Consider the following 23,267-nt stretch of genomic DNA (forward strand, 5'->3'; position numbering starts at 1 on the left):
CTCGATTCGTGAATAAGGTGGTTAGTATTATTCATTTTTAAGAAATAGCAGAGTGGGCCACAATCAATCAACCGATATTACGTGGAGAACATCATGACTTATTCATCTGCTACGCATGCCCTCTCTGTTAACCCGGCGACAGGCGAGACGCTGGCCGCCTATCCCTGGGCCACATCCGAAGAGGTCGAACAGGCAATCGCCCTTGCTGATGCCGGTTTTCGCCAGTGGCGAGGAGAAAGCGTCTCTCACCGGGCACAAAAACTGCGCGACCTGGGGGCAGCACTGCGCCAGCGTGGGGAAGAGATGGCGCAAATGATCTCCCGGGAAATGGGCAAGCCGATTGTGCAGGCGCGGGCGGAAGTGGCCAAATCTGCGGGTCTGTGCGACTGGTATGCGGAACATGGCCCGGCGATGCTGCGTGCGGAGCCCACGCTGGTGGAAAACCAAAACGCGGTCATTGAATACCGTCCGCTGGGGCCGATTCTTGCGGTAATGCCGTGGAACTTCCCGCTCTGGCAGGTACTGCGCGGTGCGGTGCCGATCCTGCTGGCAGGTAACAGCTATCTGCTCAAACACGCACCGAACGTCCTGGGTTCTGCAGAGCTGATTGGGCAAATCTTTGCTGATGCCGGTATTGCGCAAGGCGTCTTTGGCTGGGTGAATGCCACCAATGATGGCGTGAGCCAGGCGATCAACGATCGTCGTATTGCAGCGGTCACCGTCACCGGTAGCGTGCGTGCAGGTGCGGCGATAGGGGCTCAGGCGGGAGCGGCGCTGAAAAAATGCGTTCTGGAGTTGGGCGGCTCCGATCCGTTTATCGTGCTGAATGATGCCGATCTGGATCTGGCCGTTCGCGCGGCTGTCACGGGACGTTATCAGAACACCGGGCAGGTTTGCGCGGCGGCAAAGCGCTTTATTATCGAAGAGGGTATTGCCGATGACTTTACCCGGCGTTTTGTTGCGGCGGTTACGGCGCTGAAGATGGGAGCACCGGATCGGGAAGAGAATGATATTGGCCCGATGGCGCGTTTCGATCTGCGTGACGAACTGCATCAGCAGGTGCAGGCCACGCTCGCGGAAGGGGCCACGCTGCTGCTGGGCGGCGAGAAAATCAGCGGGGAGGGCAACTATTACGCGCCAACCGTGCTGAGCCATGTCACCCCGACAATGACCGCCTTCCGTCAGGAGCTGTTTGGTCCGGTTGCGGCGATTACGGTGGCGAAGGATGCGGAACATGCCCTGCAGCTTGCCAACGACAGCGACTTTGGTCTCTCTGCCACGGTGTTTACCGCCAACGAAGCGCTGGCCGGAAAATTCGCCCGCGAGCTGGAGTGCGGCGGAGTGTTTATCAATGGCTTTAGCGCCAGTGACGCGCGCGTGGCCTTTGGCGGCGTGAAGAAAAGTGGTTTTGGCCGTGAGCTTTCCCACTTTGGTTTGCACGAGTTTTGTAACGTGCAGACGGTGTGGAAGAACAGAGTGTAACCGCCATCCTTACAGAGGCCCTGACGACGAGGGCCTCTGTCATTTCTCTGCAATGGTTCTGTCATTTTCGTTTCGTAGACTCGCACGCGTCTAACGTCTTGTTACTGAAGAAAATTATGAACCTAACGCAAATTCATCGTCGTATTGCGCAGCGCATTATCCCCCGCCAGTTTGGCCTGCTGACCGGTATCTTTTGTATTATCGGCCTCTTTTCCGCCCTGCAACTCTCCTCGTCGTTCCTGCTCAATGCCTCCCTTAAGGAAGCGCAACGCAACGAGCAGCAAAACCTGCTGGCGTACCAGCAGCAGAGCAAGCTGGATCTGGCTCGCGTTTCCCTGCTGGCCGCAAGCGATCTGCTTAACCGCTCCGGCGTCTGGTTTATGCAGGATAAAGAGACCGGCTCCGAGGGCAGCTGGCACAGCCTGATGGACGACGCGCAAAAGGCGCTGGCCGTTTCGCAGCAGGCGTGGAATGCCTGGCTGGCGCTTAATCCGCCAAAAGATGACGCCCTGGTTAACAGCTATCAGCTTTTTTACGGCGCGATAAAAGAGCAGGCGGAAGGGCTGGTGAAAACCAACACCATCGATGCGTTTTTTGCCGTGCCGGCGCAGGCGTTTCAGACCGACTTTAATGACAACTATGCCCGCTATCAGCAAGCAAGCGAGAAGCAGGCGCTCAAAGGGCGTCAGTCGTTGATTGCGCAGCTCTCCGGTCTGCAAACGCTGTTCCTGCTTGCGCCTGTTCTGTTGCTCGCTATTGCGGTTGCCGTCTGGTTCGGGATGTCCCGATGGGTGATTACCCCGTTGCGGCGCTTGATTGCGCATATCAACCGGCTGGCCGCGGGCGATCTCTCCGGTACCCCTCCTGGCGTGACGCGTTTTAACCGTGAAATTGCACAGCTCAGCGACAGTATTGCCACCATGCAGAACGGGCTACAGCAGCTGGTGACCCAGGTCAGCGATGCGACCACCGCCATGGTGGAAAACATTGGCGCACTGGCGCAGGGTAATCAAAAGCTGTATCACCAGTCGGCGCGTCAGGCCAAAGAGCTGGAAGACGTGACGGCGCATATCGCGACCCTGGAAACCCACGTGGAAGGCAACACGGGCTATGCGAAGCTTGCCAGCTCGCGGGCGGATGAGGCGCGCCAGGCCGCGGCGGGAGGGGATCAGATGATGTCGACCGTCAATGCGTCGATGCAGGCGATCGTCGACCGATCCTCAGAGATGCGGGGGATCGTGGCCATGATCGACAGCGTCGCGTTTCAGACCAACATTCTGGCGCTGAATGCAGCAATTGAAGCGGCTCACGCGGGAAACCAGGGGCGCGGGTTTGCCGTTGTCGCTCGTGAAGTGGGGCTGCTGGCGAGGAAGAGCAGCCATTCGACGCAAACCATTCAGGAGCTTATCAACCGTTCCCTTCAGGGGATCGAAGACGGGTCACGGGCCGTTAACCGTCTGGAAGATAACCTGCAGCAGGTCACGGGCCTGGTGGGAACATTAAGCAGTTTGCTGAATGAGATCTCCGCGGCCACGCTGAGTCAGGGGGAGAGTATTCATCAGATGACGCGTCAGCTTCAGGCGCTGAATCAGGTGTCGCGGCAGACCGACAGCCTTGTCTCTGACGCGTCCGATGCCTCTGAGCGCCTGCACAAACAGTCGGATCTTTTATTGCAGGCGGTTTCGCGTTTTCGTCTCAGTGCCTGACGCAACACATAAGCGTCTGTTATACTCGCAGCCCGTTTTAGCCTGAGGGCAAGGAGCAAAGAGAGTGGCTGCGGTCATCCATAATGAGATGCTGGACGAGATTCTGGCGCAGGTTCGTCCGTTACTTGGAAAAGGAAAGGTTGCCGACTATATTCCGGCCCTTGCCTCGGTCAGCGGGAATAAGCTGGGAATTGCAATTTGTACGATAGACGGTCAGCGTTACCAGGCCGGTGACGCCACGGAACGTTTTTCCATCCAGTCTATTTCGAAAGTGCTAAGTCTGGTTGCGGCCATGCGACAGTACGAGGAAGAGGAGATCTGGCAACGGGTGGGTAAAGATCCCTCCGGGCAGCCGTTTAACTCTCTGCTACAGCTTGAAATTGAACAGGGTAAACCGCGTAACCCCTTTATCAACGCCGGGGCGCTGGTGGTCTGCGATATGCTGCAAAGCCGTCTTAGCGCGCCACGCCAGCGCATGCTTGAAATTGTTCGCCAGCTCTCAGGCGTTGACGATATTGCTTATGATTCAGTGGTCGCCCGTTCGGAGTTCGAGCACTCTGCGCGTAATGCCGCCATTGCCTGGTTGATGAAATCGTTCGGCAATTTCCATAATGATGTGGCGACCGTACTGCAAAACTATTTCCACTACTGCGCGCTGAAAATGAGCTGCGTGGAGCTGGCGCAGACCTTCCTGTTCCTTGCTCACCAGGGGCACGCACCGCATCTCGATCAGGAGGTGGTTTCACCTATGCAGGCGCGTCAGGTCAATGCCCTGATGGCGACAAGCGGGATGTATCAGAACGCGGGCGAATTTGCCTGGCGCGTCGGTCTTCCGGCCAAGTCGGGCGTCGGGGGTGGGGTGGTTGCCATTGTACCGCATGAGATGGCTATTGCTGTCTGGAGCCCGGAGCTGGATGAGACGGGTAATTCACTGGCCGGTGTGGCGGTTCTGGAGAAACTGACCCAACGCCTGGGACGTTCCGTTTACTGATGTCTGACCTGGATCCTCTTTTTTCTCGTCTGGCGCGATCGACCTTTCGGTCGCGCTTTCGCTTAGGCACAAAAGAAGGACAGTACTGCTGGGACAAAGGTGCCGATACCATTGACCAGCATGCTGCCGACTTTATTGCGAAGCGTCTTGCCCCCGCGCACCCCGTCAACGACGGTAAACAGACCCCCATGCGCGGCCATCCGGTGTTTATTGCCCAGCACGCGACCGCCACCTGCTGTCGCGGCTGTCTGGCGAAATGGCACAACATTCCGCAAGGTGTTCAGCTCACCGCGCAGCAACAGCACTATATCGTCGGCGTGATCCACCACTGGCTGGTGTTGCAGATGAACGCCTGATGTTGATGGGTGCTGATCCTGTTGTAATTGTGTTATAGATGCACGCTATGAGATCCCCCGCGTGGTGACGGGTCAGTTAGTTGCCATAAGTTATTATATGGAATGATATTTAATGCGTTCAGACCCCGCTGCCTTCACGCTTTTTCGCCCTGAATCCCCACTGCGTAATGCGGCGGGTATCTTTATTCTCACCACCTTGTTCTACTTTATCGGTGCGGAATTACGTCTGGTCGAAGCCTTGTCGCTGTTCTGGCCGCTGAATGGCGTGATGGCGGGCGTCTTTGCCCGTTTTACCTATCTCAATCGCCTGCATAACTACGCGGTGTCGTATGTCGCCATGCTGATGTACGACGCGGTCACCACCAACTGGGGAATGGCCTCGGTGGTCATCAACCTGTCGAATATGGTCTTTATCGTCGTTGTCGCATTGCTGGTGGTGCGTGATAAGCGGTTGATGAAGAAAACCCCCGATCCCATTAATGCGCTGCGGCTGTTCAATTATTGTCTTATCGCCGCCTTATTATGTGCGCTGCTCGGCGCAACCGGGTCGGTGGGGATCGACAGCCATACCTTCTGGCCGCTGTTTGCCGACTGGTTCAGCGAGCAGTTCTCAACCGGCGTGCTCATTTTACCCTGCATGCTCACGGTCAGTATGCCGACGCGGGCATTAAGACTGCGTCTGGAGCAACTTTTACCGGTCATTGCGCTGATTGTCTCGGTGATGGCATCGGTGGTGATTGGCGGGGCGGGAAGCCTTGCCTTTCCGCTGCCGGCGCTGATCTGGTGTGCGGTCCGCTACTCCTTGCCCGCGACCTGTCTGCTGACGTTTCTGACCGGCGGTCTGGAGATCGTTCTGGTCGCTAACTCCATTATCAATATCGCCGTGGGCACGCCGCTCTCTACCCCGATGATGTTCTCCGCCCGGCTGGGGATTGCCACCATGGCGATCTGTCCGGTTATGGTCTCCGTCAGTATGGCGGCCATTAATTCGCTCATCCGTCAGGTGTCGTTGCGCGCGGATTATGATTTTCTGACCCACGTTTATTCACGCTCCGGGCTCTATGAGGCGTTAAAGCGGGAAGAGGCGCAGCGGCAGACACGTTTTCTGACCGTGATGCTGCTGGATATCGATTACTTCAAAAGCATCAATGATAACTATGGGCATGAGTGTGGCGATCGCGTGCTGGCCGCGTTTGCCCGCGAGGTTCAGCAGGTTGTCGGAGACGACGGTATGGTGGCGCGTATGGGCGGAGAAGAGTTCGCGGTTGTGGTGAACACCGGTGACGCGCAGCACGGCTTTGCGCTGGCGGAACGTATCAGACTCACCATTGCCGCTCATCCGTTTACCTGGCGCCAGCAAACGCTCTATCTGACCGTGAGTATTGGTCTCGGAAGCGGAAAGGCGGCATCGTGGCAGTTGACCGAAGTCTTCAACAGGCTGATGGCCGAAGCAGACGATCATCTCTATCGTTCCAAAAAAGCGGGGAGAAATCGCACCAGTGCGCGTGTGTCAGACGATCCCATTACCCCGACCCCGGAGAGTGAAACCTGAGCGTAGCCCGCATTCTGCCGGGGATGAATCATAACGAATAGCAGATAAATTGCTTGCTAGGTATTTTTAACGTCAATAAGATACCGCAAGAAAGCTATCGGAAAATTCGCAGAATGAATGCAGCTGACAAACTCAGTAGACCCCCTCGTGTACCAGGAAGCCGGTTTGTCAAACGTATGTATCTGATGCGTATTCTCGGCACGTTTCTCTGTTTTGTTCCCATCCTCTCCGTACTGATTGAACAGAATCGTTCAATCTGGCTGATGTGTTTGCTGGCGTTGAACGCGTTTATCTGGCCTACGCTTGCCTGGTATCGGGCGCGAAATTCGGCCATGCCGCTGGTGACTGAGCATCAGAATCTGGTGCTGGACGCCGGGGCGGGGGGATTCTGGATCGCGATGATGGCGGTCAATCCGCTGCCGTCGGTGGTCATTGCCACCATCATGCTGACCGACCGGCTCTCGGCAGGGGGCGTTACGCTGATGAGAAAGGCGGCCATCACCATGGTGGGCGTTTTTCTGGTGACCTGGCTGACGCAGGGAATGGCGGTGGATATGTACGTTTCGCAGCGCACCATGTTTGCCACGCTGCCGCTGATTGCAATTTATCTGCTGGCACTGAGCATATTAACGGACAGCATTGCGCTGCGCCTGCGGATCAAGAGCCGGGAGCTTGAGCGGATCGCGATGATGGATCCGCTACTGGATATCGCGAACCGACGTCTGCTCGAAAAGCGCATTGACCACGAACTGAATAAACTGCGCCAGACGTGCCGGGAATCGGCCCTGATGTTCATCGATATCGACAATTTTAAAGACGTTAACGATCGTTTTGGTCATAAGGTTGGGGATGCATTGCTGGCGGCCGTCTCGCAAATACTGCATTTGTCGACACGCCCGAACGATACCCCCGCACGCCTTGGCGGCGATGAATTTGTGGTGTTGCTGCCGGATACCACCCTTGAAGAGGCGCAAGTTGTCGCCAGACGCATTATGGATGCGGCTGCAATGAAAAAGGAGGTGGCTCAGGAGACGGTGCATTGCACGCTCAGCATCGGTATCGCCTGTGCCACGCGAGAAATGATAAGCGTAACCGACTGGCTACAGGCCGCGGACAACGCCCTGTACCGCGCCAAGCGGGACGGTAAGAACAGAATATTCGCGCACTGACAATGTCTCTGTTTAGGCTACGCTTTGAGTAACGCTTTGCGTCAGGAGACGTTATGAAAACACCTGCAACCCCAGCAAATGAAATGGAACGTCTGAACTCGCTGCGCGAGTCAGGCCTGCTTGAGATCGACAGTTCCCCGGCGTTTGACCGACTGACACGTCTGGCAAAACGCTTCTTCCAGGTCCCCCTGGCGATGGTCAATCTTATTGATGAACACTCGCTGATTGTGAAGTCGGCCGATGGTCAGGCGCCTGAAACCGTTCCGCGTAATATCTCGTTTTGCGGCCATACGATCCTCAGCGAAGCGCCGCTGGTGGTTGCCGATATGCGTCAGGACGATCGATTTGCCGATAACCCGCTGGTGGCCGCTGAGCCTGGCGTAAGGTTCTATGCCGGTTTTCCACTGCGTTTACGTGACGGGGCGAGCGTGGGATCGCTGTGCCTGATTGATTATTCTCCTCGTGAATTTTCCGCTGCCGATCTTGCCGTGCTGGGCGACCTGAGCGCGCTGGCGGAAGACGAGTTTGCTGCCGTCAGCGCGGCGACAACCGATGAATTAACCGGTCTGTTTAACCGTCGGGGCTTTAACCAGCTGCTCCGCTTCACGCTCTCCGTAGCCAGACGTCGGGCGGAGCCGTTAACTCTGGGCTGGCTGGATCTGGATCGCTTCAAAGAGATTAACGATCGCTACGGACATGAAGAGGGCGACAACGCGCTGAAAGTGATGGCGGAACTGATGCGCACCTCTTTCCGTGAAGCGGATTTGCTGGTTCGCTTTGGCGGCGATGAGTTTGCCGTGCTGTTTGCCGATACCGACGAGCAGGGGGCCTGGATTGCCATGCAGTATCTGGCCGAGCAGGTTGAACAGTACAATGCGCGCAGGCTGCATCCCTGGTCACTCCATTTTTCCTGGGGGCTGAGCGAGTTCGATCATAACGGCAACGATCTGCAGCAGTGGATGAAAGACGCGGATGAAAAAATGTATGCCATGAAGCAGCAGCGCAAGCGCGCAACATGACATAACAAAAGCCTATGTCTGATGTGATTGCGTTACGTAAATGTTAAATGCACAGTGAGCGTATTCAACGTAAGGAAAACCCATGAATACCTCACTGCAGATCAAAACCCTCACCCGGGACGATATTCTCACCCACCTCGATGCGCTGGCCGATATCCTTGAAAACTGTGTCAGGGGCGGCGCTTCCGTCAGTTTTATGTTGCCATTCAGTACCGATAAAGCTCGTGCTTTCTGGCAGGATATTGCCGGGAGCGTAGGGCGTAACGAACGCGTTGTGCTGGCCTGCATCGATTCTCAGGATGGCATGATTGGCACCGTGCAGCTCATTACAGATCAGCCGGAAAACCAGCCGCATCGTGCCGATGTGGCAAAGCTGCTGGTGCATGAAAAAGCGCGTCGTAAAGGTGCCGCGATGGCGCTAATGGAGGAGCTGGAAGTGCAGGCCAGAGCAAGAGACATCTCGGTGCTGGTGCTGGATACCTCAACCGGCAGCGGAGCGGAGACCTTCTACCAGCGTGCTGGCTGGCAAAAAGTGGGGGAGATCCCGCGTTATGCGCTAATGCCGGATGGCGCGATGACCGCCACATCGGTCTTCTATAAGTTCTTGTGATTATTTCCCTCAATGACGTGATGAATTGATCAAAAGCGGGGTTCTGGTCGAAAAGCTTTGGTAAGTTATCATACCAATTTAATCAGGTTGTACGACTAATCATAAAAGGACCCCATTGTGAACACACTTAACCGTCGTGATTTCCCCGGTGCTCTCCACCCCGAACGAATCATTCAGTTTGGCGAGGGCAATTTCCTGCGTGCGTTTGTCGACTGGCAAATCGACCTGTTAAACGAACATACCGATCTCAATGCCGGCGTCGTGGTCGTACGCCCAATTCAAAGCGACTTCCCGCCGTCATTAAGCACTCAGGATGGCCTGTATACCACGATCATTCGGGGTCTGAATGAGCAGGGCGAGGCGGTCAGCGAAGCGCGTCTTATCCGCTCGGTGAATCGGGAGATTAGCGTCTACAGCCAGTACGATGAATTTCTGAAACTGGCGCACAATCCAGAGATGCGTTTTGTCTTCTCCAACACCACCGAGGCGGGGATTAGCTGGCACGCGGGCGATCGTTTCGAAGATGCGCCAGCGGTGAGCTATCCAGCGAAGCTGACGCGGCTGCTGTTTGAGCGCTTCAGCCATTTTAACGGCGCAGCGGACAAAGGCTGGATCATCATTCCGTGCGAGCTAATAGACTATAACGGCGAAGCGCTGCGCGAACTGGTGCTGCGCTATGCACAGGCATGGGCACTGCCAGCGGAATTTATTCAGTGGCTGAATGCGCATAACAGCTTCTGCTCCACGTTAGTTGACCGCATTGTAACGGGGTATCCGCGCGACGAAGCGGCGACGCTGGAAGCCGGGCTTGGCTATCACGATGCGTTCCTGGATACCGCTGAACATTTCTACCTGTTTGTTATTCAGGGGCCTGAATCCCTGGCCAGCGAACTGCGTCTGGACAAATTCCCGTTAAACGTGCGGATTGTGGATGACATTAAGCCGTACAAGGAGCGCAAAGTGGCGATTCTCAACGGCGCGCACACGGCGCTGGTGCCGGTGGCGTTCCAGGCGGGGCTGGATACGGTGGGCGAGGCGATGAATGATGCCAACATATGCGCGTTCATCGAAAAAGCGATCTATGAGGAAATCATTCCGGTCCTGGATTTGCCGCGTGATGAACTGGCCTCTTTCGCCAGCGCCGTTACGGGTCGTTTCCGCAATCCGTATATCAAGCATCAGCTGCTGTCGATTGCCCTTAACGGCATGACCAAGTATCGCACGCGCATTCTGCCGCAGCTGTTGGCGGGGGTGAGGGCATCTGGCACGTTGCCCGCTCGCCTGACGTTCGCGCTGGCCGCACTGATCGCGTTCTACCGTGCAGAGCGTAACGGGGAGAACTATCCGGTGCAGGATGACGTGCACTGGCTTGCTCGTTACCAACAGCTGTGGGCGCAGCATCACGATAAACAGATCACCACCCGCGAGTTGGTCGCCTCCGTTTTAAGCGTTACTGAGCACTGGGAGCAGGATTTAACTCAGCTAGAGGGTCTTGTCGGTCAGGTTTCGCGCGATCTCGACGCGATTCTGCAACAGGGGATGCGGGCCGCAGTAAAACCGCTTTGTTAACCCATGCCCGGCTTCGGCCGGGTATTTTATATCTCATTAGTTACAACATACTATGGACTCGTTTATGTAAAACAGGCTGTAGCACCGTGCGGTTTATTGCTTATCAGGTGATAAAATGCAATCTGTTATTAACAAGCTTGCAACCGTGACAGGGATCACGTTTAATAACGCGGCTCTTTCCTTTCCTGAAGCTGACTATGATTGTTCGTCCCAAACAGCACTGGCTACAACTGATTTTCGTCTGGCACGGTTCGGTACTTCCTAAAATCTATACCCGGTTGTTACTTAACTTCCTGCTATCCATCGCCGTTATTCTGATGCTGCCGTGGTATACCTCGCTGGGCATCAAATTTACCGTTGCGCCGTTCAGCATCCTGGGTGTGGCCATCGCTATCTTTCTGGGGTTCAGAAACAACGCCTGCTATTCACGCTACGTTGAGGCTCGCCAGCTGTGGGGGCAACTGATGATAGCGGCACGCTCGTTATTTCGCGAGGTTAAAAACACCTTGCCGGATGATAAACATCTGGGTGAGTTCGTCCGCCTGCAGATCGCCTTTGCCCATTGTCTGCGCATGACCCTGCGTCGTGAAAAGGGGGAAGGGCAACTGTCGCGCTATCTGGCGGCGGAGGATTTACGCAACGTCATGGCCGCCAATTCCCCGGCGAACCGTATTCTGCTGATCATGGGTGAATGGCTGGCCGTCAGACGCCGTAACGGAGACCTCTCCGATATGCTGTTCCACAGCCTGAACAACCGTCTCAACGATATGTCGATTGTCCTGTCAGGCTGCGAGCGCATCGCCACCACGCCCGTGCCATTTGCTTATACGCTTATCCTGCACCGTACGGTCTATCTGTTCTGCATCATGCTGCCGTTCGCGCTGGTCGTTGACCTGCACTACATGACGCCGTTTGTCTCTGCGCTGATTTCGTATACCTTTATTTCGCTGGATACGCTGGCAGAAGAGCTGGAAGATCCGTTTGGTACCGAAGACAACGACCTGCCGCTGGACGCCATCTGCAACATGATGGAACGCGATCTGCTGCAGATGAACGATGAAGAGAACATTCCGGAAAGACTGATGCCGGATAAGTATTATCAGCTGACCTGACGGGCGTTCCACTCGTCCCGGGTGATTTCCCACAGCTCAGAATCGAGCATACCGCTGACGTACGCTTTCTTTTCCGTTCTGATAAGCCGCATGCCGCTACTGTCTGAAATACGACGGGAGCGGCTATTGGCGGCCGCCTTCGGCGCGCGCAATACGGGTTTGTTCAGCGTGTTAAACCAGTAATCCGTTGCCGCAATGCTGGCTTCGCGCATATATCCCTTTCCCTGAAACTCCGGCGCCAGCCAAAACCCGCGGTTGTTATCTTCCACATCGTACAGGCAGATAACCCCCATCAGTTCGTCCGGCGCTTCACGACGGCGGATGCTCCAGAACCAGGCAATCCCTTTCGCCATATCCGGCAGCGCCACGTTGTTGACATAGTTTTCCGCGCCGTTATCCGGGTAGGGCCAGGGCACGGAAGAGACCAGATAGCGGACGATCTCCCAGCACGGATAGCGCTTTTGTATCTGAACGGCATCTTCGGCAACCAGCGGTTTTAGAAGCAAGCGTTCTGTCGTGAGCGTCGGTATCGTCATCCGCAGATCTCCATATTTAAGCGTTATGATTCTGTTTGCGTTCTGGTATTTTCATCTCTATCACATTCAGTTGAGGCGTGCTGAGTTTATACCCTACCAAAAATAGGCATCATTTCTTCAATGGCGAAATTTTAATGCGCTTGTGGTCTCTTTTAACCGGACGTGTTTTCCAGGATCTCCTGCAGCATGGCAAAGTGATAGAGGAGGCCATTGCTCGTCGTGATACCCGTGTTTTGAATCATTCCACCCCCGAGCTGGAAGGGTATTTTTCTCGCCCCCTCAGCGAGCTTCCGCGTCAAAATCCTTACCCGGTAGCGGCGCTATTACCTCTTTTTTTAGTGGCGTTTGCGTTAAACCTTCTGCCTTTTCTCAGCGCGTTGCAGGGTTTGTCACCTTTACACCATGCACTGAGCTTTTTCGCACCATCATTAATAATGACAGGCGCGCTCATTGTTATCAGCGTGCTTCTGGCCCGAGGGGTAACGTCAGGATTGTTGGGGTTTATGGCAGTGTTCATCATTCTGCTGGTCATAACTCTCGTTCAGGTTCTGCATCTTCTGTTTTCTCATAGCGGAAACCTTTGGCCACTGGTCACCGCATCCTTCGCGCTGATACTTTGTCGGATGGTAATGAATAGCAGCGGCTTTGTGCTGTTTACCCTCTATTGTCGCACTCAGCGTCTTGCCAGAGTTGCACGTGAAATCCGGTTAAAAAACCATTAAAGAGGTGATATGACGTTACGAAAAGCACATCCGCAGGAAGCTGAAATACTCTGGAATATTCGCAATCAGGCGATTCGTCACGGCTGTAAAACCAGTTACGACGCGGACGTCATTGCGCGCTGGACGCCCGACGACATGCCGGAGCATTATCGGCAAATGGTCATTGAATACCCTTTTTACGTGGTGGAAGATGAAAAGGGCGACATTGCGGCAACTGGCTATCTTGATCTGGATACCCACTGTCTGGAGGCGATATTCACCTTGCCGGCGGCATCCGGAAAAGGCATGGCGACCCGGATTATCGAGGCGCTCAAACAGGAGGCACATAGCCGGGGGTTAACCCGCCTGACGCTCGATGCAACGCCTAACGCCCGGTCGTTTTACCAGAAGCTGGGGTTTGTCACGCTGAGCGAAAAGTATCATCACTCGCGCATGGCGGGCGCTGATTTACGCTGTTTTGAAATGGCGATCAACTTGTAATGTGAGGAACGCATGGCTGTCACGGTAAGACCTTTAAGCGCAGACGATTACGCCCAGTGGCGACCGCTATGGGACGGATATACCCATTTTTATGACTGCTTTCTCGATGAATCGGTTACCGCATCGACATGGGAAAGGGCGCTCTCAGCGCATTCACCGATGTTCTGCCGCGTAGTAGAGAAAGACAAAAAGATCATTGGTTTCGCGATGTGCATTCTCCACGAAGGCACCTGGTCAACGGCCCCCGTTTGCTACCTGGAAGATCTGTTTGTTGATGCCACCGAACGCGGTGCGGGGGCCGGGAAGGCGCTCATTGATGCCCTGATAGCCGAAGGCAAGCGCGAAGGGTGGTCGAAACTGTATTGGGTGACCCGGGAGAACAACCCGGCGCGTAAACTCTATGACAAATACGGCGAAGCTGACGATTACGTACGTTACCGCCTCTCGCTGTAAGCCTGAATCACCTGTGTTTGTATCACACTGTATCTGTGTACCGGATACATACACAGGATTGCAATAAACCCCCTTTCGCACATATCCTCTATACAAACGCGTGTTGTTATATCCCCGTCAACTGTTCTTAACCGGAGATACCAACATGTTCAGCAAACTCGCGTATTCAACCCTGGCGTTAACCGTTTCTCTTGGCACCGTTATGTCCTGTCAGGCCGAAGTCACCGGCAAAGATGTTGCCGCAGCCTTCGATCACCCTCAGCAAATTAACGCTGGCGATCTGAATATCGGCTATGTCGATATCGGACCAAAAGAGGGACAGCCGGTGATTCTGTTACATGGCTGGCCCTACGATATTCACAGCTATGCCGAAGTCGCACCCGCGCTGGCGGCAAAAGGTTACCGGGTCATTGTGCCTTCGCTGCGCGGCTACGGCACCACGCGCTTCCTGTCAGCAAGCACGCCGCGTAACGGCCAGCCTTCGGCCATGGCGAAAGATATCGTTAACCTGATGGATGCCCTCAACATTAAGCAGGCTGTTTTTGCGGGATACGACTGGGGCGCCCGTACGGCGGACATTGTCGCGGCGCTGTGGCCTGAACGCGTCAAATCCCTTGTTTCGGTAAGTGGCTATCTCATCAGCAGCCAGCAGATTGGTAAACAGCCGCTGCCGCCAAAAGCAGAGCAGCAGTGGTGGTATCAGTTCTATTTCGCAACAGAACGCGGTGCCGAAGGCTATGCCAAAAATACCCATGACTTCGCCCGTCTGATCTGGTCTCAGGCCTCACCAGACTGGAAGTTTTCCGATGCGACCTTTAACGCCAGCGCAAAATCCCTGGATAACCCCGATCACGTCGCGGTTACGCTCAGCAACTATCGCTGGCGTTTAGGCCTCGAAAAAGGTGAGCGTAAATACGACAGCTACGAGCAGAAGCTGGCGACATTGCCAAATATCACCGTTCCGACAATCACCATCGAAGGCGGCAACAACGGGGCGCCACATCCTGCGCCGCAGGCCTATGCCGGTAAATTCACCGGTAAATATGAACACCGCACCTTTGGGGCCACCGTGGGGCACAACCCGCCGCAGGAAGATCCGCAGGATTTCGTCAAGGCGGTTATCGACGCGGATAAGCTGTGATATGTGCTATTTTCAATACGTTACCCCTCAGTCAGGAGATCCCGGTGGAGCATATTGATCATATCCTTGTCGTCGATGACGACAGGGATATTCGTGAATTGATTGTCGACTATCTCGTCAAGTCGGGCTATCGCGCGTCTGGCGCGGCAAACGGCAAAGAGATGCGGGCCGTGCTAGATAAACAGCATGTCGATCTGGTGGTGCTGGACGTGATGATGCCAGGCGATGACGGATTAACGCTCTGCCGGGGACTGCGCAGCGGTAAACATAAAGATCTGCCGATCCTGATGCTGACCGCGCGCAACGAAGAGACAGACCGGATCCTGGGGCTGGAAATGGGGGCCGATGACTATGTCGTGAAGCCCTTTGTTGCGCGCGAACTGCTGGCGCGTATCAAAGCCATTTTGCGCCGTTTTCGTACCATGCCACCCAATCTGCAGGTGACCGAGGCCGGGCGCCTGGTGATGTTCGGCGACTGGCAACTGGACACCGTTGCTCGTCACCTGATCGACAGCGAGGGGATGATTGTGGCACTCAGCGGGGCGGAATACCGACTTCTGCGCGTGTTCCTTGACCATCCTCAGCGTGTGCTGAGCCGCGATCAGTTGCTTAACCTGACCCAGGGGCGAGATGCTGAACTCTTTGAGCGCTCGATTGATCTTCTGGTCAGTCGGGTTCGTCAGCGACTGAATGAAGATGCCCGCACGCCGGCCTACATCAAGACCGTTCGCAGCGAAGGGTACGTTTTTACCATGCCGGTGATCATCAAAGAGGCCAATGAATGAGGCTCTGGCCACGCTCGTTACTGACGCGACTGCTGATCATCGTGATGCTGGGGCTCCTGCTGGCCAACGCGCTCAGCCTCACGCTGGTCATGCTTGAGCGAATGCGCAGCGCCCGCACGGTGATGCTCGGCAACCTGGAATATGACGTTTCCACCAGTGTGGCCATCCTCGACCGGCTTCCCGCAAAGGAGCGTCCAGCCTGGCTGGAACGACTGGCGCGGGGGAACTATCGCTACATTCTGGGAACCGGCGAACCGGGGCCTGCACCGCATGACAAACGCTCGCAGGATGCCATCCGCACCCTGACAGAGGCGCTGTCGGCAACCTGGCCACTGACGTTTACTGCCGTGCCGGGGCCGGTTTCCCATATTCAGGCCCACCTTACGCTGAGCGATGGTTCGCCGCTAACCATTGACCTTATCCCCCGAATGCCTCCGGTCGCCAGCTGGCTGCCTGTAGTGCTTGTGTTGCAGCTACTGCTTCTGGCGTTCTGCTCATGGATTGCCGTGCGTCAGGTTATTCGACCCTTTTCTCAGTTTACCCGGGCGGTGGATTCCCTTGACCCGGCAGCAAGCTCGCCAATGACCGAGACAGGGCCGGTCGAGGTGCAACGGGCCGCGCACGCCTTTAATGCGATGCAGGCGCGTATCCAGTCTTACCTGCGAGAGCGCGCGCAGATCCTGGCCTCCGTATCGCACGACCTTCAGACTCCGATAACGCGCATGAAGTTGCGCGTCGAAATGGCGGACCAGCCGGAGCTACGGGACAAGTTGCTCAACGACCTGGACAATATGACGCGCCTGGTGCGGGAAGGAATAGCGTATGCCCGGTCATCAGAATCGCTGGAAGAGACCTCGCTCAAGCTGGAGTTGAATGCCTGGATAAACAGCATCGCCAGGGATTACCAGGACATCGGGAAAAACGTGCAGCTTCAGGCAACCGATGCCCGTCTGCCCGTGGTCACGCGTCCGCAGGCGCTACGCCGGGTGATGACCAATCTGCTGGATAATGCGCTGAAATTTGGCGACTACGCCGTCATTACGATTCATTCAGATGCCCATCATGTCACGATCGCCATTCGCGATGGCGGACCGGGGATACCGGACGCCGAACTGGAGGCGGTATTGCAGCCGTTTTATCGGGTGGAAACCTCACGAAACCGCGACACCGGGGGCACCGGATTAGGGCTGGCCATCGCCGCCCAGCTGACTGCGCAGTTAGGCGGGAAATTGCATCTGGCGAACCACGCCGAGGGTGGGCTGGACGTTTCGATTACGCTGCCGCGCGGGTAATTGTACGGTTTTGTATCGGACAGCCTTCATGATACGCGCACAGACAATTCGCGCTGATTTGCACACATCCTGAACATATCAACACGGTGAAATAACCTCACTGCAGCTTCGCAGGGCATCTGTAATGTGAGGTCACTATGTTTCTGATAATCGCTTTTCTGGGCGGAATGATAAGCCTGCTCAGCCCATGTACACTCCCGGTTATTCCACTGCTGTTTGCCGGGTTCCAGGGGCAACGACGGCATATTCTGGCGTTGCTCGCGGGGATGATTGTAATGTTCACCCTCGTGGCACTGGTGGCTACCGCCGCCAGCAACTGGATCGCCCAGGCGACGATAGCAGGGCGCTGGGTCGCACTGGTTGTACTGGCAATAGCCGCGCTGGCACTCATTTTCCCGACATTCGCCCAGCGTATTGCCGGACCGGCCGTCAGCGCAGGTAATCTACTAAACACACGCAGCGGACAGACGCGCGGTACTCTCTCCGCGTTTCTGGCCGGGCTGGCCGTCGGGTTACTCTGGTCGCCGTGCGCCGGACCGATTCTGGGTGCCATCTTCAGCCTGAATATTGCCGGTCACTCCGCCATTGCCACGGGGGCACTGCTGGCCGCTTACGGCAGCGGATGCGCGCTGATGCTGGGGCTGCTGGTTATCGGTGGTCGCGCGCTGATGGCACCCCTGCGTGCCAGATCGGCATTGATGGAAAGGTTACGCAAGGGGGCGGGCGTGGTCATGTTAGCGACCGTTGCGTTTAACGCCACCGGGATGACGTCCGTTCTGAAAGGCGCCAACGGGGTCGCAGACCGTCTGGAAAATTCGCTCCTGACGCTGGCGAAACCCGCAACGGCACCGGTGAAGCTTCAGCCGGTGGTGATGACCGAACCCAGCAGCCAGTTACCCTCCTTAAGCGGCGGAACAGGATGGGTTAATGGTGACCCTGTCACGTCTGACTCTCTGCGGGGGAAGGTAGTATTGATTGATTTCTGGACGTGGGACTGCATCAACTGTCAGCATACGCTCCCGCACGTTCGCGACTGGGCCAAAAAGTACCAGGCGCAGGGTCTGGTGGTGATAGGTGTGCATACGCCGGAATACCCGTGGGAAAAACCGCTCGCCTCGGTACAAAAAGCGGTGACGAAATGGCAGCTCCCGTATCGGGTGGTCACGGACAATAACTATAAGATCTGGAACGCCTTCGGGAATCAGTACTGGCCCGCACACTACTATTTCGATGCCAAAGGGCAACTGCGCTACACCTCCTTTGGCGAAGGCAATTATGACCAGCAGGAAAAGGTCATTCAGCAGCTGCTGAAGGAGGCCCGCTCCTGACCCGACTCAGGGTTGACGTTGAGCAACGATAAACAAGCGTGGAAATGCCAGCAGTATCTGCCCGTTTTCCTGAAGCGGATACTGCTCTTCCAGTAGTTCATGGTAGCGTTTCAGGAACTGCTTCTGCTCGCTTTCATTCAACTCCTGTAACCACGGACGCAGCCCCGTGGCTCTGACCCAGTCAATAATCGCCTGATGCGATCCCATTTTATGGAAGTAGGTCGTGCGCCAGATATCCACGTCGCAGCCTGCCTCCGTCAGAATATCGTAATACGCATGGACACCGGGCAGAGGTTCACGGCCTCGATTCGGATAACCTTGTTCAACAGCCACTTCGCGCATCGAGACGTGTGTCGGTTCAAGCCAGTTATCGGGCATCTGGACCGCGAGCACGCCGTTTAGCTTCAGCAGCGAAACCAGATGCGGCAGGAGATCGTAATGGTCAGGGATCCACTGTAGCGAGGCATTCGCATAAATCAGGCTCAGCGGCTGGCCTGGCTTGTACTGCCGGATATCGGCCTCAACAAAGTGGCAATCGGGCAACGCCTGGCGCGCCTCTTCGAGCATCGCCGGTGAGTTATCGACACCGGTGATGTGGGCGGAAGGCCAGCGATGCTTCAACAGCGCGGTGCTGTTTCCCGGTCCGCAGCCTAAATCAACGATGGTGGACACCTCATCCAGTGGAATTCTGGCGAGCAGTTCAGCAGCAGGGCGCGTGCGTTCGGCACCGTATTGCAGATAAAGCGAAGGGTTCCAGTCGGCCATTTTTGCCTCTCCGTGTTGAATTCATCAGCAAGAATAGCACAGGCAGAGACCCGCACTGGGGCAGGTCTCGACCGACGCAGTGACTACAGAACGCCTTTCAGCGCGATATGGTAAAGCAGCATGATCGTTTTGCCGTCGACAATCCTGCCGGTATCAATACCGCGCAAGGCCTCATCCAGCGGCATTTCCAGCACGTCGATATCTTCTCCCTCTGACTTGATGCCGCCGCCTGCGCTGGCCCGATCCTGCGGGTGATACTCTGCGATATAAAAATAGAGTTTTTCCGTGACGGAGCCTGGGCTCATGTAGGCTTCAAAGACTTTCTCAACACGGGAGACACGATATCCGGTCTCTTCTTCCGCTTCCGCCTTGATGCGGCTTTCGGGATCCATGTTATCCAGCAGCCCGGCAGCGGCCTCGATAAGGTCGTCCTCATGGCCATTGATAAAGACCGGAAAGCGGAACTGGCGCGTCAGGATCACCGTTCTTTTATCACGGTTATAGAGCAGTATCGTGGCCCCGTTTCCCCGGTCATACACTTCGCGGCTTTGCCGCTGCCATTCACCGTCGCGTCGCTGCAGCTCAAAGGTGTACTTTTTCAGGATGTACCAGTTATCCGACAGCGTTTCATTTTCAATGATGCGCACATCTGCACGTTTCGATTGCACGTTTGCTGCTCCTTACGTAGAGTGATCGTCATAAACAGCATTATCATGCACATTCAAGATAAAACGTGCAACATCAGGAATCCACAATGCTCACCAGTCAGCGAAAACAATTAATCCTCGAGAAGCTTGCCGCTGAAGGCCAGGTCCAGTCTAAAGCGCTCAGCGCACATTTCGCGGTGTCAGAAGACACCATTCGTCGTGATCTCCGCGAACTGGCGGCGGAAGGGCGTTTGCAGCGTGTCCATGGCGGTGCGCTGCCGGCCTCGTCGGCCACTGTGCCATTTGCCGAGCGTAAATCGGTGAAGATGGACGCAAAAAAAAATGTGGCCCGCAAAGGCGCAAAGCTCATTTCCCCTGGGCAGGTGGTGATTGTCGACGGCGGCACCACCACATCGGAACTGATCGCGTTTTTACCGGCGGATTTACGCATTACCGTGGTCACACACAGCCCGAGCATCGCCCTTGGGCTCGTCGAGCATCCTTCGATTGAAGTGATCCTGATCGGAGGACGTCTGTACAAACACTCCATCGTGACGGTAGGCGCAGCGGCCATTGAAGGCATCGACAATATCCATGCGGATCTGTTCTTCATGGGGGTTACCGGCATCCATCCAGAAGCGGGGCTTACCACCGGCGATTTCGAAGAGGCGTGCATCAAACGTGCATTTTCCGGCAGGGCCGCCGAGACAGTGGTCCTGGCATCGCCAGAAAAAATTAACACCGCGTCATCGTTTGTGATTGGCGAGCTATCGCTGGCCAATACGATTGTCGTGGAAGATGATACCGATCGCGCCTGGATTAGCGCGGTAAGGGATAAGGGCGTCTCCGTGGTGACGACTTCAGATCCGGTTTAATCCCGCGAACTTCAGGCAGGTTCGTGCAATTCGTCAGGCTTGTGGAAGGCTTTGTAAGTTGCATACGAGTATGACTGAACTATGCTCAACATGCAGAGACTCGCCATTCTCTGGGGCAATTGAAAAATAACAATAAGTTGCGTTTCAGGGGGTGGAAATGAATAAGGTCCTGCTCGCATTATTATCCTGCGTGCTCTCGGTCATCTCATTTACTGGCGTCGCCGCCGAGCCACGCCAGGAGCCTACTGAGCAGGAGCGGGCCCGAACCGTTTATATTTTTCATCAACCGATTGTGATGTTGCAGGCCAAATTTGGTCTCACGACGCCTGAAGAACGCGTGTTACGTATTCGCCATACCTTGCGCAATTTCACGCAGCAGGACGTACGTGAACCGCTGAAAATTGTTCCCGTCACCCGTTACAACCAGCAGGGAAGGCTGATTGTCATGAACAATAAGCCCGTATTATTGCTTACGCAGGCGGATCTGGATGAGGGGGACGATTTGACTCTCGACCAGGCCGCTCAGCGCGTGCTGGCGCGGATGGAGGCGCAACGTACGGCGCTTCGCGATCAATATGACACCGGCTGGCTGGCGCTCTCCGCCGGGAAAACGGTTGTCGGGCTGCTGGTTCTGTCTCTTTTCTGGTACGGGGCGTGGCGGTCGTGGCGCTGGGTTCGCAATGTCTGCCGTCGCCGCATTCTTGAAAACCGCAGCGTTATCCCGCAGAGCTGGCGTAAGTTTGTCGGCGCAATTGAGGCTCGTTTGTATGCTTTGCTGATGATTTTACTGGGCATTCTCGGATTGTATCTCTGGCTGAGTTGGGCGTTCAGCTTGTTCCCCTGGACACGCGTCTGGGGTGCATCGTTAGGCGACTGGACCATGCGCGTGCTGCGGGATATTGCGCTGTCGATTGTCTCGGCCATGCCGGGAATTATTATTGTCCTGATCATCTTTGTGATTACCGCCTTTATTCTGAAGCTCCTGAAGGTGTTGTTAAATCAGGTGGAAGCAGGGCGCCTGCAGCTGCCGGGCATTCATCCTGAAACCGTGGGAGCTACGCGTAAACTGATTTCTGTCGTGGTGTGGTTATTTGCCCTCTCTGCGGCCTATCCGTTTTTACCGGGAGCGAATTCGCTGGCGTTTAAAGGCATTAGCGTCTTCTTTGGCCTGATGCTTACCCTGGGTTCGGCAGGTGTGATGAACCATGCGATGAGCGGACTGGTACTGATCTACTCACGAGCGTTGAGGAAAGGAGACGTTATACGGGTGGCGGATAACGAAGGGCTGGTCACGGAGATAGGCATGCTGGCGACCAAGATCATCACCCGCGAGAACTATGTTGTGACCGTACCCAATGCGGTGGTGGTGAGCGGAAAAATCACCAATCTGAGCGTACAGAATCCTGACGGTGGCGTGAACCTGACGATTGGCGTGACGATTGGCTATGACACGCCGTGGCGACAGGTTCATGCCATGCTGGAGATGGCGGCGAGACGGTCGAAATGTGTTGACCCTTCGCAGCAGCCCCTGGTGCGTCAGCTGGGGCTGATGGACTGGTACATTGCCTATGAGCTGCAGGTAAAATTGCAGCCCGGACAGTCACTTGCCGAAGCCCGCAATGAGCTCCACAGTAACATTCAGGACGTTTTCAACGAGTTCAACGTGCAGATTATGTCGCCAAACTTCGTGATGCAGCCGGAAGGTGCGGTCGTCGTCGCGGAAGAAAACTGGTTCGCAGCACCGGCAGAGAAACCCGCACAAAAGCCATCATGAATCAGTCCGGTGCATGACAGACCGCCTCGATATTATGGCCGTCAGGTGCAATGACAAAGGCGGCATAGTAGATTTTGCTGTATGGCCGCAAGCCTGGGGCACCGTTATCACGGGCGCCCGCTTGCAAGGCAGCCTGGTAAAAATCATCTACCTGCTGGCGTGTTTCTGCCACAAACGCCAGGTGCAGAGGGGCCGGTTTGTCGCGCGTCTGGAACAGGCAAAGTGAAACATTGCCGGAGCTCATTTCAACCCCATATTCGGGTGTGCCTTCATCAACGATCTTAATACCAAGCGGCTGAAGCGCCTTGATGAAAAAGGTTTTGCTTCTTTCGTAATCACTGACGCCGAATTTCACATGGTCGAACATCTTCTTTCCTCAATAAGATGCAGAAATAAAGAGTATAGTTCTAGATGGCGGATCGTTTCCGACCAACAAATGTCCAACGCAGGTAGTCATAAAGCCAGTTGAAGAGCATCGTGTATGGCAGAAAAAACAGTACCAGACCGATCTCGACAAAAAATGCCTCAGTGACTGTTAAATTCAGCATTACCATCGCGACAGGAATTAATGTGATGATAAGTCCTGTTTCAAAGCAGACAGCATGGATTGCACGCACGAGAAATGTTCGTTGAAACGCATATTTTTTCTGCAAGGCGTCAAAGAATTTATTAAACACAAAATTCCATGCCGTGGCGGCAAGTGCAGATATCACGGACAACGACCCCGACTGAAGCACCGACACGTTCATCAGCCATGCAAGTGACAGCGCAATGATGACGTTGGCCGTCACTTCGAAAAGAACCGCATGCAAAACGCGTTCTTTAAAACTTTTATCCAGTTCAATTTCCATTTACTTAGTACAGCTTTTTAAAAAAACTGAAGTATATCAGACGTGCTTCAAC

Annotated in this window: 24 protein-coding genes; 19 read left to right on the forward strand and 5 right to left on the reverse strand. The window is 55.3% G+C overall.

The genetic code is table 11. The annotated features are described in order from the left end of the window. Nucleotides 1-93: 93 nt before the first annotated feature. The 10 genes from sad to PUZ33_RS02795 all read left to right on the forward strand — a co-directional run bounded on the left by sad (nt 94) and on the right by PUZ33_RS02795 (nt 11,566). Nucleotides 94-1,482: a succinate-semialdehyde dehydrogenase gene (gene sad, locus PUZ33_RS02750; protein ID WP_047024813.1), complete on the forward strand. Its 1,389-nt coding sequence runs from the start codon at nt 94-96 to the stop codon at nt 1,480-1,482. A gap of 116 nt (nt 1,483-1,598) precedes the next feature. Continuing rightward, on the forward strand, nt 1,599-3,188 hold the full coding sequence (locus PUZ33_RS02755; RefSeq protein ID WP_058680440.1) for a methyl-accepting chemotaxis protein: 1,590 nt from the start codon (nt 1,599-1,601) through the stop codon (nt 3,186-3,188). Nucleotides 3,189-3,252: 64 nt separating this feature from the next. Beyond that, entirely contained in the window at nt 3,253-4,179 is a 927-nt protein-coding gene (gene glsB / locus PUZ33_RS02760) for a glutaminase B (protein WP_013096610.1), read from the forward strand. Beyond that, a complete protein-coding gene (locus PUZ33_RS02765) occupies nt 4,179-4,535 on the forward strand; it encodes a DUF4186 domain-containing protein (RefSeq protein ID WP_058680439.1) in 357 nt (118 codons plus the stop codon). Before glsB ends, PUZ33_RS02765 begins: the two co-directional genes overlap by 1 nt. Before the next feature lie 112 nt (nt 4,536-4,647). Further along, on the forward strand, nt 4,648-6,087 hold the full coding sequence (locus PUZ33_RS02770; RefSeq protein WP_058680438.1) for a GGDEF domain-containing protein: 1,440 nt from the start codon (nt 4,648-4,650) through the stop codon (nt 6,085-6,087). 176 nt (nt 6,088-6,263) lie between these two features. Beyond that, complete coding sequence (locus PUZ33_RS02775) at nt 6,264-7,256, forward strand: sensor domain-containing diguanylate cyclase (protein WP_020688631.1); 993 nt, start codon at nt 6,264-6,266, stop codon at nt 7,254-7,256. A 53-nt stretch (nt 7,257-7,309) separates the two neighbouring features. After that, nucleotides 7,310-8,275: a sensor domain-containing diguanylate cyclase gene (locus tag PUZ33_RS02780; RefSeq protein WP_058680437.1), complete on the forward strand. Its 966-nt coding sequence runs from the start codon at nt 7,310-7,312 to the stop codon at nt 8,273-8,275. A gap of 82 nt (nt 8,276-8,357) precedes the next feature. After that, nucleotides 8,358-8,885, forward strand: a complete 528-nt coding sequence (locus PUZ33_RS02785) for a GNAT family N-acetyltransferase (RefSeq protein WP_038419424.1) — start codon at nt 8,358-8,360, stop codon at nt 8,883-8,885. Between the two features lie 117 nt (nt 8,886-9,002). After that, complete coding sequence (locus PUZ33_RS02790) at nt 9,003-10,454, forward strand: tagaturonate reductase (RefSeq protein WP_058680436.1); 1,452 nt, start codon at nt 9,003-9,005, stop codon at nt 10,452-10,454. Between the two features lie 197 nt (nt 10,455-10,651). Continuing rightward, on the forward strand, nt 10,652-11,566 hold the full coding sequence (locus PUZ33_RS02795; protein ID WP_058680435.1) for a bestrophin family protein: 915 nt from the start codon (nt 10,652-10,654) through the stop codon (nt 11,564-11,566). Here the strand turns inward: PUZ33_RS02795 and PUZ33_RS02800 are convergent. Then, nucleotides 11,554-12,102: a GNAT family N-acetyltransferase gene (locus PUZ33_RS02800; RefSeq protein WP_058651321.1), complete on the reverse strand. Its 549-nt coding sequence runs from the start codon at nt 12,100-12,102 to the stop codon at nt 11,554-11,556. The two genes, PUZ33_RS02795 and PUZ33_RS02800, sit on opposite strands and share 13 nt — an antisense overlap. Before the next feature lie 134 nt (nt 12,103-12,236). On the opposite strand from PUZ33_RS02800, the gene PUZ33_RS02805 reads away from it, so the two are divergent. The 7 genes from PUZ33_RS02805 (at nt 12,237) to PUZ33_RS02835 (ending at nt 18,303) form a co-directional block, all read left to right on the forward strand. Continuing rightward, nucleotides 12,237-12,824, forward strand: a complete 588-nt coding sequence (locus tag PUZ33_RS02805) for a hypothetical protein (RefSeq protein ID WP_058680434.1) — start codon at nt 12,237-12,239, stop codon at nt 12,822-12,824. A gap of 9 nt (nt 12,825-12,833) precedes the next feature. Beyond that, nucleotides 12,834-13,304 carry a GNAT family N-acetyltransferase gene (locus PUZ33_RS02810; protein ID WP_020688637.1) on the forward strand — a complete coding sequence of 157 codons (471 nt, stop codon included), beginning with the start codon at nt 12,834-12,836 and terminating at the stop codon, nt 13,302-13,304. A gap of 12 nt (nt 13,305-13,316) precedes the next feature. After that, nucleotides 13,317-13,757, forward strand: a complete 441-nt coding sequence (locus PUZ33_RS02815) for a GNAT family N-acetyltransferase (protein ID WP_058680433.1) — start codon at nt 13,317-13,319, stop codon at nt 13,755-13,757. A 145-nt stretch (nt 13,758-13,902) separates the two neighbouring features. Next, the gene (locus tag PUZ33_RS02820) at nt 13,903-14,898 is read left to right on the forward strand and encodes an alpha/beta fold hydrolase (RefSeq protein WP_013096598.1); all 996 of its coding nucleotides are present in this window, start codon (nt 13,903-13,905) and stop codon (nt 14,896-14,898) included. Nucleotides 14,899-14,942: 44 nt separating this feature from the next. After that, nucleotides 14,943-15,683 carry a response regulator gene (locus tag PUZ33_RS02825; RefSeq protein ID WP_020688639.1) on the forward strand — a complete coding sequence of 247 codons (741 nt, stop codon included), beginning with the start codon at nt 14,943-14,945 and terminating at the stop codon, nt 15,681-15,683. Beyond that, nucleotides 15,680-16,975, forward strand: coding sequence for a sensor histidine kinase (locus PUZ33_RS02830; RefSeq protein WP_252107567.1), 1,296 nt, complete (start codon nt 15,680-15,682; stop codon nt 16,973-16,975). Before PUZ33_RS02825 ends, PUZ33_RS02830 begins: the two co-directional genes overlap by 4 nt. A 137-nt stretch (nt 16,976-17,112) precedes the next feature. Beyond that, nucleotides 17,113-18,303: a cytochrome c biogenesis protein/redoxin gene (locus PUZ33_RS02835; RefSeq protein WP_038980702.1), complete on the forward strand. Its 1,191-nt coding sequence runs from the start codon at nt 17,113-17,115 to the stop codon at nt 18,301-18,303. Nucleotides 18,304-18,309: 6 nt separating this feature from the next. Here the strand turns inward: PUZ33_RS02835 and tam are convergent, their stop codons facing one another. Together tam and PUZ33_RS02845 are read right to left on the reverse strand one after the other, a co-directional pair. Beyond that, on the reverse strand, nt 18,310-19,068 hold the full coding sequence (tam, locus tag PUZ33_RS02840; RefSeq protein WP_058680431.1) for a trans-aconitate 2-methyltransferase: 759 nt from the start codon (nt 19,066-19,068) through the stop codon (nt 18,310-18,312). An 83-nt stretch (nt 19,069-19,151) separates the two neighbouring features. Beyond that, nucleotides 19,152-19,736, reverse strand: coding sequence for an NUDIX domain-containing protein (locus PUZ33_RS02845; RefSeq protein ID WP_020688643.1), 585 nt, complete (start codon nt 19,734-19,736; stop codon nt 19,152-19,154). An 86-nt stretch (nt 19,737-19,822) separates the two neighbouring features. Between PUZ33_RS02845 and PUZ33_RS02850 the strand changes: the two genes are divergently transcribed. Continuing rightward, a complete protein-coding gene (locus PUZ33_RS02850) occupies nt 19,823-20,590 on the forward strand; it encodes a DeoR/GlpR family DNA-binding transcription regulator (RefSeq protein WP_058680430.1) in 768 nt (255 codons plus the stop codon). Between the two features lie 157 nt (nt 20,591-20,747). Continuing rightward, entirely contained in the window at nt 20,748-22,364 is a 1,617-nt protein-coding gene (locus tag PUZ33_RS02855) for a mechanosensitive ion channel family protein (protein WP_058680429.1), read from the forward strand. A 1-nt stretch (nt 22,365) separates the two neighbouring features. Here the strand turns inward: PUZ33_RS02855 and PUZ33_RS02860 are convergent, their stop codons facing one another. Both PUZ33_RS02860 and PUZ33_RS02865 read right to left on the reverse strand, forming a co-directional pair. Next, a complete protein-coding gene (locus PUZ33_RS02860) occupies nt 22,366-22,731 on the reverse strand; it encodes a VOC family protein (protein ID WP_252107565.1) in 366 nt (121 codons plus the stop codon). Between the two features lie 40 nt (nt 22,732-22,771). Continuing rightward, on the reverse strand, nt 22,772-23,215 hold the full coding sequence (locus tag PUZ33_RS02865; RefSeq protein ID WP_013096588.1) for a PACE efflux transporter: 444 nt from the start codon (nt 23,213-23,215) through the stop codon (nt 22,772-22,774). Between the last annotated feature and the right edge of the window lie 52 nt (nt 23,216-23,267).

The organism is Enterobacter cloacae complex sp. 2022EL-00981 (genome assembly GCF_028737495.1).
Lineage (GTDB): Bacteria > Pseudomonadota > Gammaproteobacteria > Enterobacterales > Enterobacteriaceae > Enterobacter > Enterobacter cloacae.